Source organism: Streptomyces sp. NPDC014727 (genome assembly GCF_043083485.1).
GTDB lineage: Bacteria > Actinomycetota > Actinomycetes > Streptomycetales > Streptomycetaceae > Streptomyces.
In genome coordinates, this window is sequence record NZ_JBIBYR010000001.1 from 671,152 (window position 1) to 686,004 (window position 14,853).

At 71.2% G+C, this 14,853-nt stretch carries 12 protein-coding genes; 5 read left to right on the forward strand and 7 right to left on the reverse strand.

Annotated features, from left to right (window positions below; translation table 11 throughout):
• The first annotated feature begins 156 nt into the window (after window positions 1-156).
• From ACF1B9_RS03060 to ACF1B9_RS03070, 3 genes are all read left to right on the forward strand, one after another.
• Window positions 157-1,614 carry an alkaline phosphatase PhoX gene (locus tag ACF1B9_RS03060; RefSeq protein ID WP_391739854.1) on the forward strand — a complete coding sequence of 486 codons (1,458 nt, stop codon included), beginning with the start codon at window positions 157-159 and terminating at the stop codon, window positions 1,612-1,614.
• A 520-nt stretch (window positions 1,615-2,134) separates the two neighbouring features.
• Window positions 2,135-3,715, forward strand: a complete 1,581-nt coding sequence (locus ACF1B9_RS03065) for a TROVE domain-containing protein (protein ID WP_391739853.1) — start codon at window positions 2,135-2,137, stop codon at window positions 3,713-3,715.
• Between the two features lie 78 nt (window positions 3,716-3,793).
• Complete coding sequence (locus ACF1B9_RS03070) at window positions 3,794-4,024, forward strand: hypothetical protein (RefSeq protein WP_037711258.1); 231 nt, start codon at window positions 3,794-3,796, stop codon at window positions 4,022-4,024.
• 111 nt (window positions 4,025-4,135) lie between these two features.
• On the opposite strand, the gene ACF1B9_RS03075 is transcribed toward ACF1B9_RS03070, so the two are convergent.
• Both ACF1B9_RS03075 and ACF1B9_RS03080 read right to left on the reverse strand, forming a co-directional pair.
• Complete coding sequence (locus ACF1B9_RS03075; protein ID WP_391739852.1) at window positions 4,136-5,353, reverse strand: TerD family protein; 1,218 nt, start codon at window positions 5,351-5,353, stop codon at window positions 4,136-4,138.
• A gap of 105 nt (window positions 5,354-5,458) precedes the next feature.
• Window positions 5,459-6,268 (reverse strand): NAD-dependent epimerase/dehydratase family protein, encoded by an 810-nt coding sequence (locus ACF1B9_RS03080; RefSeq protein WP_391739851.1) that lies wholly within the window; start codon window positions 6,266-6,268, stop codon window positions 5,459-5,461.
• A 325-nt stretch (window positions 6,269-6,593) separates the two neighbouring features.
• On the opposite strand from ACF1B9_RS03080, the gene ACF1B9_RS03085 reads away from it, so the two are divergent.
• Complete coding sequence (locus tag ACF1B9_RS03085) at window positions 6,594-7,553, forward strand: 5-dehydro-4-deoxyglucarate dehydratase (RefSeq protein ID WP_391739850.1); 960 nt, start codon at window positions 6,594-6,596, stop codon at window positions 7,551-7,553.
• A complete protein-coding gene (locus tag ACF1B9_RS03090; RefSeq protein WP_391739849.1) occupies window positions 7,550-8,728 on the forward strand; it encodes a hypothetical protein in 1,179 nt (392 codons plus the stop codon). Before ACF1B9_RS03085 ends, ACF1B9_RS03090 begins: the two co-directional genes overlap by 4 nt.
• Here the strand turns inward: ACF1B9_RS03090 and ACF1B9_RS03095 are convergent.
• From ACF1B9_RS03095 to ACF1B9_RS03115, 5 genes are all read right to left on the reverse strand, one after another.
• Window positions 8,711-9,976, reverse strand: coding sequence for an MFS transporter (locus ACF1B9_RS03095; protein ID WP_391740093.1), 1,266 nt, complete (start codon window positions 9,974-9,976; stop codon window positions 8,711-8,713). The two genes, ACF1B9_RS03090 and ACF1B9_RS03095, sit on opposite strands and share 18 nt — an antisense overlap.
• Before the next feature lie 244 nt (window positions 9,977-10,220).
• Window positions 10,221-11,672 (reverse strand): penicillin-binding transpeptidase domain-containing protein, encoded by a 1,452-nt coding sequence (locus ACF1B9_RS03100; RefSeq protein WP_391739848.1) that lies wholly within the window; start codon window positions 11,670-11,672, stop codon window positions 10,221-10,223.
• A gap of 90 nt (window positions 11,673-11,762) precedes the next feature.
• A complete protein-coding gene (locus ACF1B9_RS03105; protein ID WP_391739847.1) occupies window positions 11,763-12,422 on the reverse strand; it encodes a response regulator in 660 nt (219 codons plus the stop codon).
• Window positions 12,419-13,669: a sensor histidine kinase gene (locus tag ACF1B9_RS03110; RefSeq protein WP_391739846.1), complete on the reverse strand. Its 1,251-nt coding sequence runs from the start codon at window positions 13,667-13,669 to the stop codon at window positions 12,419-12,421. The genes ACF1B9_RS03105 and ACF1B9_RS03110 overlap by 4 nt, the downstream gene beginning before the upstream one ends.
• A complete protein-coding gene (locus ACF1B9_RS03115; RefSeq protein WP_391739845.1) occupies window positions 13,666-14,691 on the reverse strand; it encodes a hypothetical protein in 1,026 nt (341 codons plus the stop codon). Before ACF1B9_RS03115 ends, ACF1B9_RS03110 begins: the two co-directional genes overlap by 4 nt.
• Between the last annotated feature and the right edge of the window lie 162 nt (window positions 14,692-14,853).

Below are 14,853 nucleotides of genomic sequence, written 5' to 3' on the forward strand. Positions count from 1 at the left end.
CGGCCGGCACTCCGGCCGGTCGCATCAGGCCGACCGCATCCGGCCAACTGCACAGGAAGGATGCCCCTCGACGTCGCCCGTGGTTCAACTGGTGTTGGTGCAGGGGCGCGACTGTGGGCGCGCCAACAACCCACCCAGTCGCTCCAGGAGTACGTGATGCCCTTCACACGCAGGGAATTCACCAGACAGTCCGCTCTCACCGGTGCCGGCATCGCCCTGACCGGCACTGTCGCCGCGCTGGCCACCGCGCCCGGTGCCCTGGCCGCCGAGGACTCGAAGCACGGACACGGACACGACCACGACCACGGTCGTCACGACGAGCCGGGATACGGACCGCTGGTCACCGACCCCGAGGGTCTCCTCTCGCTGCCGGCCGGATTCTCGTACAAGGTCATCACCCACAGTGGTGTCACCAAGCTGGAGACCGGGGAGTACACCCCCTCCAACCACGACGGGACGGCCACCTTCGAGGGCCCGCGCGGCGTCACGCTGCTCGTCAACAACCACGAGCTGAGCGGCACCCGCGCCGGCTGGGAGCACCCGGTGCCGCTCGCCGAGGGCCTCGTGTACGACCCGGTCGCGGCGGGCGGCTGCACCGTCGTGGAGACCCGCCGCGACGGCCGTACCGCCGAGTGGGTCGGCATCGCCGGTACGTCCACCAACTGCGCCGGTGGCGCCTCCCCGTGGGGCACCTGGCTCACCTGTGAGGAGACCGAGGACAAGGCGGGCAAGAACGGCCTGCTCAAGGACCACGGCTACGTCTTCGAGGTCGACCCGTACGACAGGCGCGCCAATCGCGACCCGCGCCCGATCAAGGCGCTCGGCCGGTACGCCCACGAGGCCGTCGTCATCGACCCCAAGCAGGGGCACGCCTATCTGACCGAGGATGCCGCGGGCCCCAACGGGCTGCTGTACCGCTGGGTCCCGCCGCACGGCTTCCGGCACGGCCGCGGCAAGCTCCGCACGCTCGCCGACGACGCGGGTGTCCTCCAGGCCGCCAAGTGCTTCGACAGCGGCGGCACGTTCGTCGACGACCTGTCACGCGCCACGAAGATCGGCACGGTGTACGGCGTGGACTGGACCGATGTGCCCGACCGTGACGCGAAGACCGTCTCGGTGCGCAAGCAGTTCACGGACGGCCAGGTCACCCGGGCCCGTAAGCTCGAAGGCATGTGGTGGGGCGACGGCGGTGCGTACATCGTCTCCTCGTTCGCCCGCGCCGAGAGCCCCGTCCAGCACGACGGCCAGGTCTGGTTCTACGACCCGAAGCGCCGCACGCTGACGCTGAAGGTGCTCCTGGGCGTGAACGCCGACCCGTCGAAGGACGGTGCCTTCGACGGCCCGGACAACATCACCGTCTCGCCGTACGGCGGTCTGGTCATCGCCGAGGACGGCAACGGCATCCAGCACCTCTTCGGGGCGACCGAGAGCGGCCGCACGTACCCGATCGCGCGCAACGAGCTGAACATCGGCAGCGAAGAGGAGCCGGAGTACAGCGAGTTCACCGGTGTCACCTTCTCGCCCGACGGCAGGACGCTGTACGCGAACATCCAGACGCCGGGCATCATGCTCGCCATCACCGGTCCGTGGAAGCGCCAGCCGAACCGCCACTGACGGCCGGTGGCGCCAAAGTCCCCGGAGGGCATCTTTCGGCGCGGTTAATTCCCTCGCGCGCCCCGGAGTCCCCCTCTAGAGTCCTGTCTGTGCCCAGGTGCGCAGGCAGGACCTACTTCCACTGATAATGGGGATGTCGCGGGTTCGAGTCCCGTCACCGGATCTCGTTCCGGTGTAGCTCAGTCGGCAGAGCACCTTCGTCGGTTCCGCCGACCCTGATCTCTGGGCACCCCAACAACTTCATGAGCAAGAAATGCATGCACCTCCCGGTGCGCAGGCAGCGGTTACTTCTTGAAACGAAAACGCCGCCGCCGACTCTGATCTCGGGAGGCACAGATGCCGGGGGTGCCCGGTGCGCAGGTGACGGCTACTTCTCGGATCCGACGGTTGCGGGTTCAAGTCCTGCCCGGCCACGGCCGGTAGCTCAAAGCGGTAGAGCATCGGGCAAGCCCGTCACCGACCCCTGATCTCGGGCACCTTTTCCGCTGTGCCTTCTCCCAATGAATTCGGGGGAATTCACATGGCACGCTTCAACATCCGCGCCGTCCGGCCTCGCGCCACCTCGCCCGTGAAGTCGTCCGGGCAGACGGCGCCGACGCATCAGGGCGGCCGAGGACATCTCCGCGACAATCGCTCCGAACTCTTTCTGCTCGCGGTCGCCAATTTCGTTTCGCAGCAGACCTTCTACGAGGACGGCGAGCAGCGCGACGACCGGTTCGCCCAGCTGGTGCGGGTACTCGCCGTCGGTGACGCCGAGTGGACCGCCGGCCTGCTCCACTGGCTGCGCCGCGACGGCCGGATGCGTACCGCCTCGATCGTCGGCGCCGCCGAGTACGTGAAGGCGCGGCTCGACGCGGGCGCCGAGGACGGTCCGTCCAACCGGCAGGTCGTCGACTCCGTCCTGCTGCGCGCCGACGAACCCGGGGAACTCCTCGGCTACTGGACCTCGCGCTACGGCCGTGCCGTGCCCAAGCCCGTCAAGCGCGGCATCGCCGATGCCGTACGCCGTCTTTACCACGGCACGTCGCTGCTGAAGTACGACACCGCGTCCAAGGGCTACCGCTTCGCCGACATCCTGAACATCGTGCACGCCTCGCCCGACCCCGAGAAGCCGTGGCAGGGCGAGCTGTTCCGGTACGCCCTCGACCGTCGCCACCACCCGGAAGCGGCCGTGGTGCCGGCCTCCGACCGCACCCTCACCGCCCACCGCGCGCTGATGGAACTGCCGGTCGAGGAGCGCCGGGCCGTCGTCACCGGCGAGGACGGCGCGGACCGGCTGGCTGCCGCGGGCATGACCTGGGAGGCGCTGGCCGGGTGGCTGCAGGGGCCCATGGACGCCGCGGCCTGGGAAGCGGTCATTCCGTCGATGGGCGCGATGGCGCTCCTGCGTAATCTGCGCAACTTCGACGAGGCGGGCGTCTCGGACGAGGTCGCCGCGCGGGTGGCGGCGAAGATCTGCGACCCGGACGTGGTCGCCGCGTCGCGGCAGTTCCCGTTCCGCTATCTCGCCGCCTACCGGCACGCGCCCTCACTGCGCTGGGCCCACCCGCTGGAGAAGGCGCTCGGTCACTCCCTGCGCAATGTGCCCGCACTGCCGGGGCGGACGCTGATCCTGGTCGACCGCTCGGGCTCGATGTGGTCGCCGCTCTCGGACCGTTCGCAGCTCAACCGGGCCGACGCCGCCGCGATCTTCGGTACGGCACTGGCGCTGCGGGCGTCCCATGCCGATCTGGTGCAATTCGGAACAAACAGCGCACCGGTGACGTATCGACGCCGCGAGTCCGTGCTGAAGGTGCTGGAGCGTTTCGGTGACCTCGGCGGCACCAACACCGCGGAGGCGGTGCGTCTGCACTACCGGGGACACGACCGCGTACTGATCGTCACGGACGAGCAGGCGGCGTTCTCGTACGCCTCGGACGCCACCGCGGCCGTGCCGTCCACCGTGCCCGTGTACACCTGGAATCTCGCCGGACACCGGGTGGGACACGCTCCGTCGGGGGGTGCGAACCGCCACACCTTCGGGGGGCTTTCGGACGCGGCGTTCCGCATGGTGCCGCTGCTGGAAGCCGGTCGTGACGCGGACTGGCCCTGGAACGGCTGATGCCGAATCCGGCGTCCTTACGCCCCCAGGAGTGGACGGGCATGGCGTCGGGCCTTTCCAGGGCGCATACTCAAGGTAATGAAACAGTCAGCCGGATCCCGGCGCCACCTGCCCTCCAGTCCCTTCAACCGCCCGGCCCAGGCGGCCCCACCGGTCGAATTGTTCGATGTGGGCGACAGGGTGTCGCACGATCAGTTCGGACTCGGCCGTGTCCTTGCCGTCGAGGGCGACAACGACGCGGTGCTCATCGACTTCTCGGGGCGACAGGGGAGGATCCTGAGCCCGTACTCCAAGCTGACCAAGCTCTGAGCGAGCCGGCGAGCGCGCGCGGCTTCGGCGTCCCGCCGGACTCCGAGGTCCTCAGGGGCACCTGGCATCCGCAGGTGCCCCTGAAGCCGTGTCGCGGGCGCCTTCGCGGCGTCAGAGCGCCTGGGCGGCGGGCTTCACCATGCCGCGGACGGTGCGCGACTTCACGAAGTCACCCATGGCCGTCATCTCCCACTCGCCGGAGAACTGCTTGATCAGCTTGGCCATCATCACGCCGGTCTGCGGCTCCGCGCCGGTCAGGTCGAAGCGGACCAACTCCTCGTCGGTGGCGGCGTCGACCAGCCGGCAGTAGGCCTTGGCGACCTCGGTGAACTTCTGGCCGGTGAACGAGTTGACCGTGAAGACCAGACCGGTCGCCTCCGCCGGGATCCGGCCCAGGTCGACGACGATCACCTCGTCGTCACCCGCGCCCTCACCCGTGAGGTTGTCGCCGGAGTGCTTGATGGCGCCGTTCAGGATGGAGAGCTTGCCGAAGTAGCAGCTGTCCAGGTGGTTCCGGTTGGGGCCGTAGGCGATCACCGAGGCGTCCAGGTCGATGTCCTTGCCCCGGAACGCGGGCTCCCAGCCGAGGCCCATTTTGACCTGCGAGAGCAGCGGCCGGCCGGCCTTGACCAGCGAGACCGTCTGGTTCTTCTGGAGGCTGACCCGGCCCTTGTCGAGGTTGATCCTGCCGGAGGCGGCGGGCGCGGGCGGGGCGGCGGGAGCCGGAGGCGCGGCGGGGGCCGGAGGCGCGGCGATCCGCGGGTCCACGGGCGGTGCGGCGGGCATCGGCGGTGCGGCGGGCACGGGCGCGGGTGCGGCGGCGGGCTCCTCCTCGACCGAGACGCCGAAGTCCGTCGCGATGCCGGCCAGCCCGTTCGCGTAGCCCTGGCCGACCGCGCGGGCCTTCCAGGCGCCGTTGCGGAGGTAGACCTCGATGACCACGAGCGCCGTTTCGCTGCCGAGCCGCGGCGGGGTGAATGTGGCCATCACACTGCCGTCGTCGGCGTTGCGCACGGTCGCGGTGGGCTCGATTCCCTGGAAGGTCCGGCCCGCCTCGTCCGGGCTCGCCGTGATGACGATCTTCTCGATGTCGGGCGGGACGGCGGTGGTGTCCACCAGGATCGCGTCCGGCGCGGTCCCGCCGCCGGAGCGGTAGGTCACCCCTGGGCCGGCGGGCTGGTTGTAGAAGATGAAGTCGTCGTCGGAACGCACCTTGCCGTCGACGGTGAGCAGCAGGCCCGAGACGTCGAGCCGCACCGGAGCGGAGACGTCCACTGCCACGCGGGCGGCGGTGAGAGGGATGTTCGAGCCGGGGGTCATTGCGGTCATGCACGGGGTAACGAACGACCGGGCTTTGCCGTTCCCTTACCTTCACCCGCCTTGGCGCACTCTTGACACGACCACCCGGACCGCCCCGTTCGCCCGGACCTTGCGTCAGTGCGGCCAGATCGGCGCGTTGGTGCAGAAGTGGCCGCCGAGGTGGGCGTGGTCGGGGTTGTCCTGGTCCAGCTCCCCCTGCTCGGCGACGAGTGCGGCCGCGTACGGCTCCGAGTCGTCCTTCGGCTCGTACCCGAGCGAACGGGCCGTCGTCAGGTCCCACCACAGCCGGGTGTTGTCGGAGGAGCCGTGGACGACGGTGTGCCGCACGTTCTCGGCGGTGAGCGCGGCGTGGAAGAGCCGGGCACCGTCCTCGGGGCTCATCCAGACCGAGAGCATCCGTACGGACGTCGGTTCCGGGAAGCAGGAGCCGATGCGTACGGAGACGGTCTCCATGCCGTGCCGGTCCCAGTACAGCTGGGCGAGGTCCTCGCCGAAGGACTTGGACAGGCCGTAGAAGGTGTCGGGGCGGCGCGGCGTCCCGACGGGGATGAGCGGATCGCCGGGCAGCGGACGGGGCGTGTAGCCGACGACGTGGTTCGAGGAGGCGAACACGATGCGCCCGACGCCCTCTTCGCGCGCGGCCTCGTAGAGGTTGTACGTCCCCTCGATGTTCGCCTTGAGGATCTTGTCGAACGAGGCTTCCAGGGAGATGCCCGCGAGGTGGATGATCGCGTCGACGCCCCGCACGGCCTCGCGCAGCGCCGCCCTGTCGCCGAGGTCGGCCGTGATCGCGCCGGGTTCGCCCTCGACGGGGACGAGGTCGAGGAGGCGGAGCTCGTAGCCGTACGCGGGCAGCAGTCCGCGCATCAGGGTGCCGAGGCCGCCGGCGGCGCCGGTGAGCAGGACGGTGCGGGGAGCGGGCATACGCGGATCTCCTCGGTACATAGGCCCACGCGCGCGGCCCGCGCGTGTGGACGACCCCGGCGGTACCTGCGGCACGCGGCGCGGGACATCAAATCCATGGACGGCATTCATATGCATGGACAAGCTAAGAAGCCGCCGCGTTTCACGTCAAGTGCCGGGCGCTTTCCGGTGAGGTGGCTCGCGAAGTCGGTGACTCCGGATTTGCGGCGGGCGGGCCGCGCGCCCCCTTCTTGACCTGCGGCGGGCGGCTGCCTTAGCGTGAGGGCGTTCATGAATATGTACATCGATCAGAATTGTGCCGCCTGAACTCGCTCAGGGAGCGCCCGTGACCTCAGCCCCCCTTGCCGCCCGACTCAGCCGCGTCGCCGGGCCGCTCTTCTTCCCCGTCACCGCGTACGGGCCGGACGGCTCCGTCGACCTCGATGCCTTCCGGGCGCATGTGCGCACCGGTGTCGACGCCGGCGCGGCGGCCGTCTTCGCCTGCTGCGGCACCGGTGAGTTCCATGCGCTGACGCCCGAGGAGTTCCGGCTCGTCGTCGCCGCGGCCGTCGAGGAGACCGCCGGAGAGGTGCCCGTCGTCGCGGGGGCCGGATACGGCACGGCGCTCGCGATCCAGTACGCGCGGCTGGCAGAGGAGGCGGGCGCGGACGGGCTTCTCGCCATGCCCCCGTACCTCGTCGTCGCCGACCAGCCGGGGCTGCTGAGCCACTACGCGGCACTGGCCGCGGCCACCGGTCTGGAGACGATCGTCTACCAGCGCGACAACGCCGTCTTCACCCCGCAGACCGTCGTCGCCCTGGCCGCAACACCCGGCGTCATCGGCCTCAAGGACGGCTACGGCGACCTCGATCTGATGCAGCGCATCGTCAGCGCCGTCCGCACCGCACTGCCCGGCCGGGACTTCCTGTACTTCAACGGGCTGCCCACCGCCGAACTCACCGGGCTCGCCTACCGGGGCATCGGCGTGACGCTCTACTCCTCCGCCGTCTTCGCCTTCGCGCCCGACATCGCGCTGGCCTTCTACCGGGCGCTGGATTCCGGCGACGACGACCTGGCGGGCGCGCTCCTGGACCACTTCTACCGCCCGCTCGTCGAACTGCGCGCCAAGGGCCGCGGCTACGCCGTCTCACTCGTCAAGGCCGCGGTCCGGCTGGGCGGTCTGGATGTGGGCGAGGTCCGGACCCCGCTCACCGAGCCGTCCGCCGCCCACATCGAGGAACTGGCCGGGATCATCGCGCGCGGCCGTGCCCTGCTGGAGAAGTACGGACAGGAGCGGCACGGATGAGGACTTCTGCCTTCCTCTACCCCTGGGACGTCGTCGGCGACCCGGACGCGGCCGCCCGCGTCGCGGACCTGGGTGTCCAGCAGGTGACGCTCGCCGCCGCCTACCACTCCACCCGGGCGCTCACCCCGCGCCACCCCGGCCGTCGCATCGTCACCGCCGAACACGCCGCGGTGCTCTACCCGCCGGACGCCGCACGGTGGGCCGGGCGCGCGCTGCGTCCGTACGAGCAGTCCTGGGTGGCCTCGGACGATCCGTACGCCGAGGCCGCGCAGGCCCTGACCGACGCCGGTCTTCAGGTGCACACCTGGGTGGTCCTCGCGCACAACTCCCGGATGGGTGCCGAGCATCCGGAGACCTCCGTGGTCAATGCGTACGGTGACCGCTATCCCTGGGCGCCCTGCATCGCGCAGCCCGCGGTCCGCTCCCATCTGGTGGACCTGGCGGGGGAGGCGGCGGTGCGCGGCGGTGCGTACGGCACCGAGCTGGAGTCCTGCGGCTGGTACGGCTTCGCGCATCTGCACGCCCACGACAAGATCGCGGGCGTCGGTCTGGGGGACGCGGCGCAGTATCTGATGGCGCTCTGCTTCTGCCCCGACTGCCGGACCGGCTACGCCGAACACGGCCTGGAAGCAGCCGAGTTGGCCAACTCGGTGCGCCGGGCGCTGGAGCCGGTCTGGTCCGGTTCCGGTTCTCCGGAGGCCGGGTGGGCCGGCGTCGAGAAGCTCCTCGGCGCCGACCTCGCCGCCACCACCCTCCAGTGGCGCGGCCGGGTCGCCCGTACGCTCCAGGAGTCCGTGGTCGCCGCCGTGCGGGCGGCGGCGGGGCCGGACTTCCAGGTGTTGCTGCACGCCGACCCCGCGCCGTACCGCTCCGGGGCGAACGTCGGAGTCGACCCGGAGCACATCGTGTCGGTGGCGGACGGTGTGGTGCTGCCCTGCACCGGTGGCGACGCGGCGCGCGAGGCGGTGCTCGGTCCGTTCGCCGGGCGCGAGGGGGTGCTCGCGGCCAACTTCACCGTGGTCTCCGGGATGGGGGGCAGCCCCGCCACGCTGGAGCGGGACGCGACGCACGCGGCCTCGCTCGGCGCGAACCAACTGCGCCTGTACCATGCCGGGCTCGCGTCCGACCCGGATCTTCGAACCGTCGCCGGAGCACTGTCACGCCTCGGGCGCTGAAGGGACCGGACCGGTGGGGCTTTTGTCGCCCGTCCCCGGCTCTCCATCCTGTTCGAGCAGGGGAGACCTCGTTCGCCGGCCCGTGACCAGCAGGACCGCGGTCAGCAGCGCCGCCACACCGACCAACGGCAGCAGCACCCCGGTGTCCACCAGTGCGATCAGCCCCGCGCCGAGCGCCAGCGCCACCGCGTTCGGCACCATCATCAGTGTGCCGGCGGTCGCGGTGGTGCTGCCCAGCGCAGCGTCCGGAGTCTCCCGCTGCACCGCCGTCATCGCGGCGATCAGCACACACGGCAGCCCGAACCCGATGGCCGCGCTCGCCACCAGCGCCACCGCGTCGTACGGCAGCGCCCGGGACGCCACCGCCACCGCGAACAGCGCGACCCCCGCCGCCGTGAACACCCGCTCGGGCAGCCGCCGCAGCAGCGGCCCGGCCAGCAGCCCGACGGCGACCGACCCGACGCCCTGCACCGCGTACAACACCCCCGCGTACGTGGGGGAGTGTCCGAGACCGTCGACGACGGCATAGATCGCGGCCCCGTTGAGCCCCGCGCAGAGCATCGTCACCGAACCCGTCAGCACCAGGGGCCGCAGTACCGGCGACGTCCACACCAACCTCATGCCGGCGGCGAGTTCGCCCCGTCGGGCGGCCGGAGCGGTCCCGGCGGGCTCCCGCACCGGCAGCATCGCGCAGACCCCGGCCGCCAGCGCGAACGACACCGCGTCCAGCAGCGCCACGGTGCCGCCCCCGAAGCGGGCGTACAGTCCGGCGCCGGCCAGCGGTGCCAGCAGCTTCATGCCCTCACTCGCCGTCATCCGCAGCCCGTTGAAATCACCCAGCAGCCGACTGTCGACGGCCTCGGCGATCAGTGCCGACTCGGCCGCGCCCATCAGTACGAAACTCGCTCCGTACAGGACGAGCACGGTGAACAGGATCCAGATCCGCCCCGCCGAATCGACGAGGAGCAGCGAGATCAGCAGCCCGGCCATGACGAGGTTCGACCAGACGAGGAGCGGTTTTCTGGGGAGCCGGTCGGCGATCGTCCCGAGCACGGGCCCGATGAGCATCGGCAGCCACATGGCGAAGACGGCGAGCGCCGCCAGACTGTCCGACCCGGTGAGCGACTTGACCCAGACCCCGGCCGCCAGCCACATCGCGGACGTCCCGAAACCGGAGACGACGACCGCCGCCAGAAACAGCCCCGCCGTACGGTCCCGCAGCACCCGTACCGTCGCCGACCCCGACATCGCACCCACCACAACCCTCCTGACCCGCGCTTTCGTCACGTCATCAGGCTGGTGAACAAGGACGCCCGGCGGCATCGGGCGGATGTCCTACCCCGGCTCGCCCCGGCCCGTCGTCCTCCCGTCGGCCCTACGGCGCATGCCGGATGACGGCGACGTCTCCTGTCAGAAGCGCTGACGAACGGTCGCCCGGTGGGACTCCGGCACCATCGGCGTGCTGAACCACAACCTGGGCCGCCCCCCTCCCTCAGCCCGCCAGCGCCGCCTTCATCATCTTCTGGGCGACCGGCGCCGCCAGACCGTTGCCGCTGACCTCCGCGCGGGCCGCGCCCGAGTCCTCGACGACGACCGCCACCGCGACCTCCTTGCCGCTGGAGTTGTCCTTCGCGTACGAGGTGAACCAGGCGTACGGGGTCTTGCTGTTGCCCACGCCGTTCTGCGCGGTACCCGTCTTGCCGCCCACCTCGGCCCCGGCGATTTTGGCGTTGCTGCCGGTGCCGTCCTCGACGACGGTCACCATCGCGCTGCGCAACTGCTCCGCGGTCGACTGCGAGACGACACGCCTGGTGTCCCCGTCCGCGAAGTCCTGCAACGTGTTGCCCTTGGAGTCCGTCACCGCGGACACCATGTGGGGTGCCGCCAGTTCGCCGCCGTTGGCGAGCGTGGCCGAGACCATGGCGATCTGCAGCGGCGTCGCGGTGACCTCGAACTGGCCGATGCCCGACAGGGCCGTCTGCGGCTTGTCCATGCCGGACGGGTAGATGCTCTTGGAGGCCCGCACCGGCATGTCGAGCTTCTCGGTGTTGAAGCCGAACTTCTCCGCCATCGCCCTGACCTTGTCCTGGCCGAGGTCGACGGCGACCTTCCCGAAGACGTTGTTGCAGGAGTACTGGAGCGCGGTGCGCAGTGTGGCGTTCTCGCAGGGGGCCGAGGCGCTCTCGTTCTCCAGGTTCCGGCTGGTGTCGGGCAGCGGGTACGGATTGGGGCTGTCCGTGGGCACGTCGACCGAGCTGTACAGCCCGTCCTCCAGGGCCGCGGCCGCCACCACCAGTTTGAACGTCGAACCGGGCGCGAGCGGCTGCCGCAGCGCACGGTTGACCGTCGGCTTGTCCTTGTCGTCCAGCAGCTTCTTCCAGGCGTCGCCGTCCGCCGTCCCGCTGATCTTCGACGGGTCGTACGAGGGGGTGGAGACCACGCCCAGGACCCTGCCGGTCTTCGGGTCGATCGCGACCGCCGCGCCCTTGTCGTTGCCGAGTGCCTCGTACGCCGCCTTCTGCACGGCGGGGTCGATCGTGGTCAGGACGTTGCCGGGGGCCGCCTGCTTGCGCGTCACCACGTCCATCGGGTTCTTCAGCCGGTTGTCGGTGCCGTCCAGCACATGGCTGTAGATCCCTTCGAGCTGCGTGGCGCCGTACGCCTGCGAGCTGTAGCCGGTGACGGCCGCGTAGAGCTCGCCCTGCGTGTAGGTGCGCTTGTACGCGAGGTCGCTGCCCACCGTCCTCTTCGATCCGGTGACCGGGTTCCCGGCCACGATGATGTCGCCGAGCGGCTGCGCGTACTGCGCGATGGTCTTCCGCCGGTTGTGGTCGTTGTCTGCGAGCGCCTGTGCCTGGTACGCCTGCACCCAGGTCGCCCGCCCCAGCAGGGCCAGGACCAGCAGCAGGCAGAAGACCGAGGTACGCCTGATCGTCTTGTTCATCCCACGGGAGGGACGAGCGGCGGCGTCCGGTGCGTTCCCGTCTGTGCCGCTTCTCACGCATTCTTCATACTGTGCGTCACGGGGCGCGGGTCAGCCGGGTGTGATGAACCCCGACTCGTACGCCGCGATCACCGCCTGAGTGCGGTCCCGGGCTCCGGTCTTCGCCAGCACCGCCGCCACATGCGTCTTCGCCGTGGCCGGCCCCACCCGCAGCCGTTCGGCGATCTCCCCGTTGGACAGCCCTGCCGCCATCAGCCGCAGCACCTCCGCCTCCCGTTCGGTGAGCCGGGCCAGCCAGGGCGGCGCGGCGGACGCCTGCCGCCTGCCGTACTCGGTGGCCAGTCCCCGCACCGCCGACGGGAAGAGCAGGGAGTCGCTGCGCGCGACCAGCCGCACCGCCTGGACCAGGTCCTCGGCCGCCGCGCGCTTGAGCAGGAAGCCCGTGGCTCCGGCGCGCAGGGCGTCGTACACATAGGAGTCGTTCTCGAAGGTGGTGACGACGACGATCCGCGGGGGCGCGTCGAGCGAGCCGAGGATCTGCTCGGTGGCGCGGATCCCGTCGATCTCCGGCATCCGTACGTCCATCAGCACCACATCGGGGCGCAGCTCCCGCACGACAGAGACGGCCTCGGCGCCGGTCGCCGCCTCACCGACGACCCGCAGGCCGGGTTCGGCGTCGAGGATGACGCGCAGTGCTGTGCGGACCATGCGTTCGTCGTCGGCGACCACGACCCGGATACCGGTGTTCATCGCTTCTCCTGTGCGGGGATGTGCAGGGGCAGCCGGGCGATCAGCCGCCATCTGCCGTCGTCGTCCGGTCCGGCCTCGGCGCGGCCGCCGAGCAGGACGGCACGTTCGGCGATGCCGCGCAGCCCGCGGCCGCCGCCGGGTCGCACCACCGGCGTCCGCCCGGACAGCGGGTTGTTCACAGTGATCGCCAGCTCCTGTTCGCACACCGCGATCCGCAGTACCACCGGTGCCTCCCGCCCGCCGTGCCGCAGCGCGTTGCTCAGCCCCTCCTGCACGATCCGGTACGCCTCCCGGGACACGGCGGCGGGGACCGTGCCCGGATCGCCCCGGACGACGTACGAAACGGGGACCCCACAGCGGGCCAGCAGCCCGTCCAGCGAGTCGAGCGCCGGACCCGGCAGCCCGTCCTCCCTGTCGTCCCCCTGCCGTAACAGGCCCAGCACGGAGTCGAGTTCACCGACCGTGCGCCGGGTGGTCTCCTCGATCGCGGTCAGCGCCACGCGTACGAACTCCGGGTCGCTCTCCAGCACCCGGCGGGCCGCACCCGCCTGGAGTGTCATGGCGCTGAGCGCGTGGCCGACCGAGTCGTGCAGCTCTCGGGCCAGCCGGTTGCGCACCGCCAGGTCGGCAGCCCGGCGTTCGGCGGCGGCCAGCCGGTCGTCGGGGGTCGGGCCCAGCAGTACCGGAACTCGGCGGGACAGCAGCGCCCCGGCCGCCGCCGCGCAGCCGGCCAGGGCGACGAGCATCGCAAGACCGGCGAATGGCGCCAGGGCCAGCACCCACGGCCGGGTCAGCGCCGGGGGCAGATCGAGCACCGCCGAGTCCCGTACAGCGGAGAAGAACGGCACCGTCATCACGGTCACCGCGAAGGGCGTCAGCGCCAGCGTCATCCCGCTGATGACGGCGCCGAGCGCCAGATGCAGCGTGAACCAGCCCGCGGTCCGCACCCTTGCCTGCCGGGTCCTGGCCGGACCGTCGGCGAGCCGCGCCGCGGGGACACCGCACAGAGCGCGGACCGCGGCCACCGACAGTGGCCGGGCGAGTGGGAAGAGACCGGTGACCGCGGCCATCGGCAGGGCGTACGCGAACGCGGTCAGTTGCAGCGGCAGCGAGTCGAAGGCGTTGCCGTCGCGGTGGTACATGCCGACGACCACGGTGCCGACCAGGAAGTACGGCATCAGCAGCGCGCCGCCGATGATCAGATGCAGCCAGCGCAGCCGGGCCTGCCGGCCGAGAAGCAGGGTCACGCGGACGGTCCGGCCGGCCTCGACGCCGCAGCGCGTTCCGCGAAGAAGTAGGCCCCCAGAGCGGCGACCAGGATCCCGACCAGCATCTGTACAGCGTAGGTGAGTTGCATCCCGGCCGAGGGCCGGTCGGCGATGTCGTCGACCGGGCCCAGCGCGAGGAGGCACAGATAGCCGCCCCAGCAGCCCAGCACCCCGGAGCCACCCCACGCCAGCGCGAGAGGCACCTTGAGGGCGAGCGCACCGCGGCGGCGCAGGGCAAGCAGCAGGACGCCGACGACGGTGACGGCCGTGAACACCGTATAGACCGCTTCGAGGGCGTAGAAGTCGCTCGTACGGTCCGCGATCCGGGCCTCGTTCAGACCGGCGGTCGATCCGGTCGCCCAGAGGAGATGGACGGCGCCGGGCACGAGCGCGAGCAGTGAGGCCACGACTGCGACGACGCGCAGCGCCGGTCCGGTCGGGCTCTGCGGCAGATCGCTCAGCCTGCCCCGCCACAGATGACTCCAGCGGTCCCTGGCATACAGGACGAACAGGGCGCCGAGGGTGAGGCCCTGGACGATGAAGCCGGTGTAGACGACGCCGAAGACCCACTCGTCGAGGAAGGGTCGCCCGTGACCGCCGGACCCGGCGGTCGTCCCGCCGAACGCCTTCACCAGCAGCTGCAGCGGGAAGCCGGTCGTGATCGGGAGCAGCAGCCCGGTCGCCACCCACATCGGCACGGTGAGCAGCCAGGCCGGGACCCGCCGCCCCCAGGGCCGGGTGAGCAGCAGGGCGAGGACGACGACCGTGCAGTCCAGCAGCACCGACGCGCTGTTGGCGACGAGCATCGCGGTGCGGTGGTCGAGCAGCGTGCTGTCGGCGGGGACGCCGACGTGACTGCCCGCGATCCAGGCCGCCTTGAGGGAGACGTACGGCAGGCAGGCGGCTATCGCGAGGGCGCGGAGCACGGCACGGGCCCGGCCGGTGGGCGCGGGCGGCGCCGGTGCGGTCAGGTGGGCGGGCGCGGTCGGTGTCTGTGTCATGACACCCACGCTCGCGCGCCCCGCCCGCCCGCGCGTCCTGCCCGGCGACGATCCGTCTCCGCCGCGCGGCGGAGACGGATCGTCGCCCCCCCGGCCCCCCCACCGGGCGCGGACGTCGGGCCGCCCGGGGCCCCGGGGGGGGGCGGAGCCCCCCGCCCATCC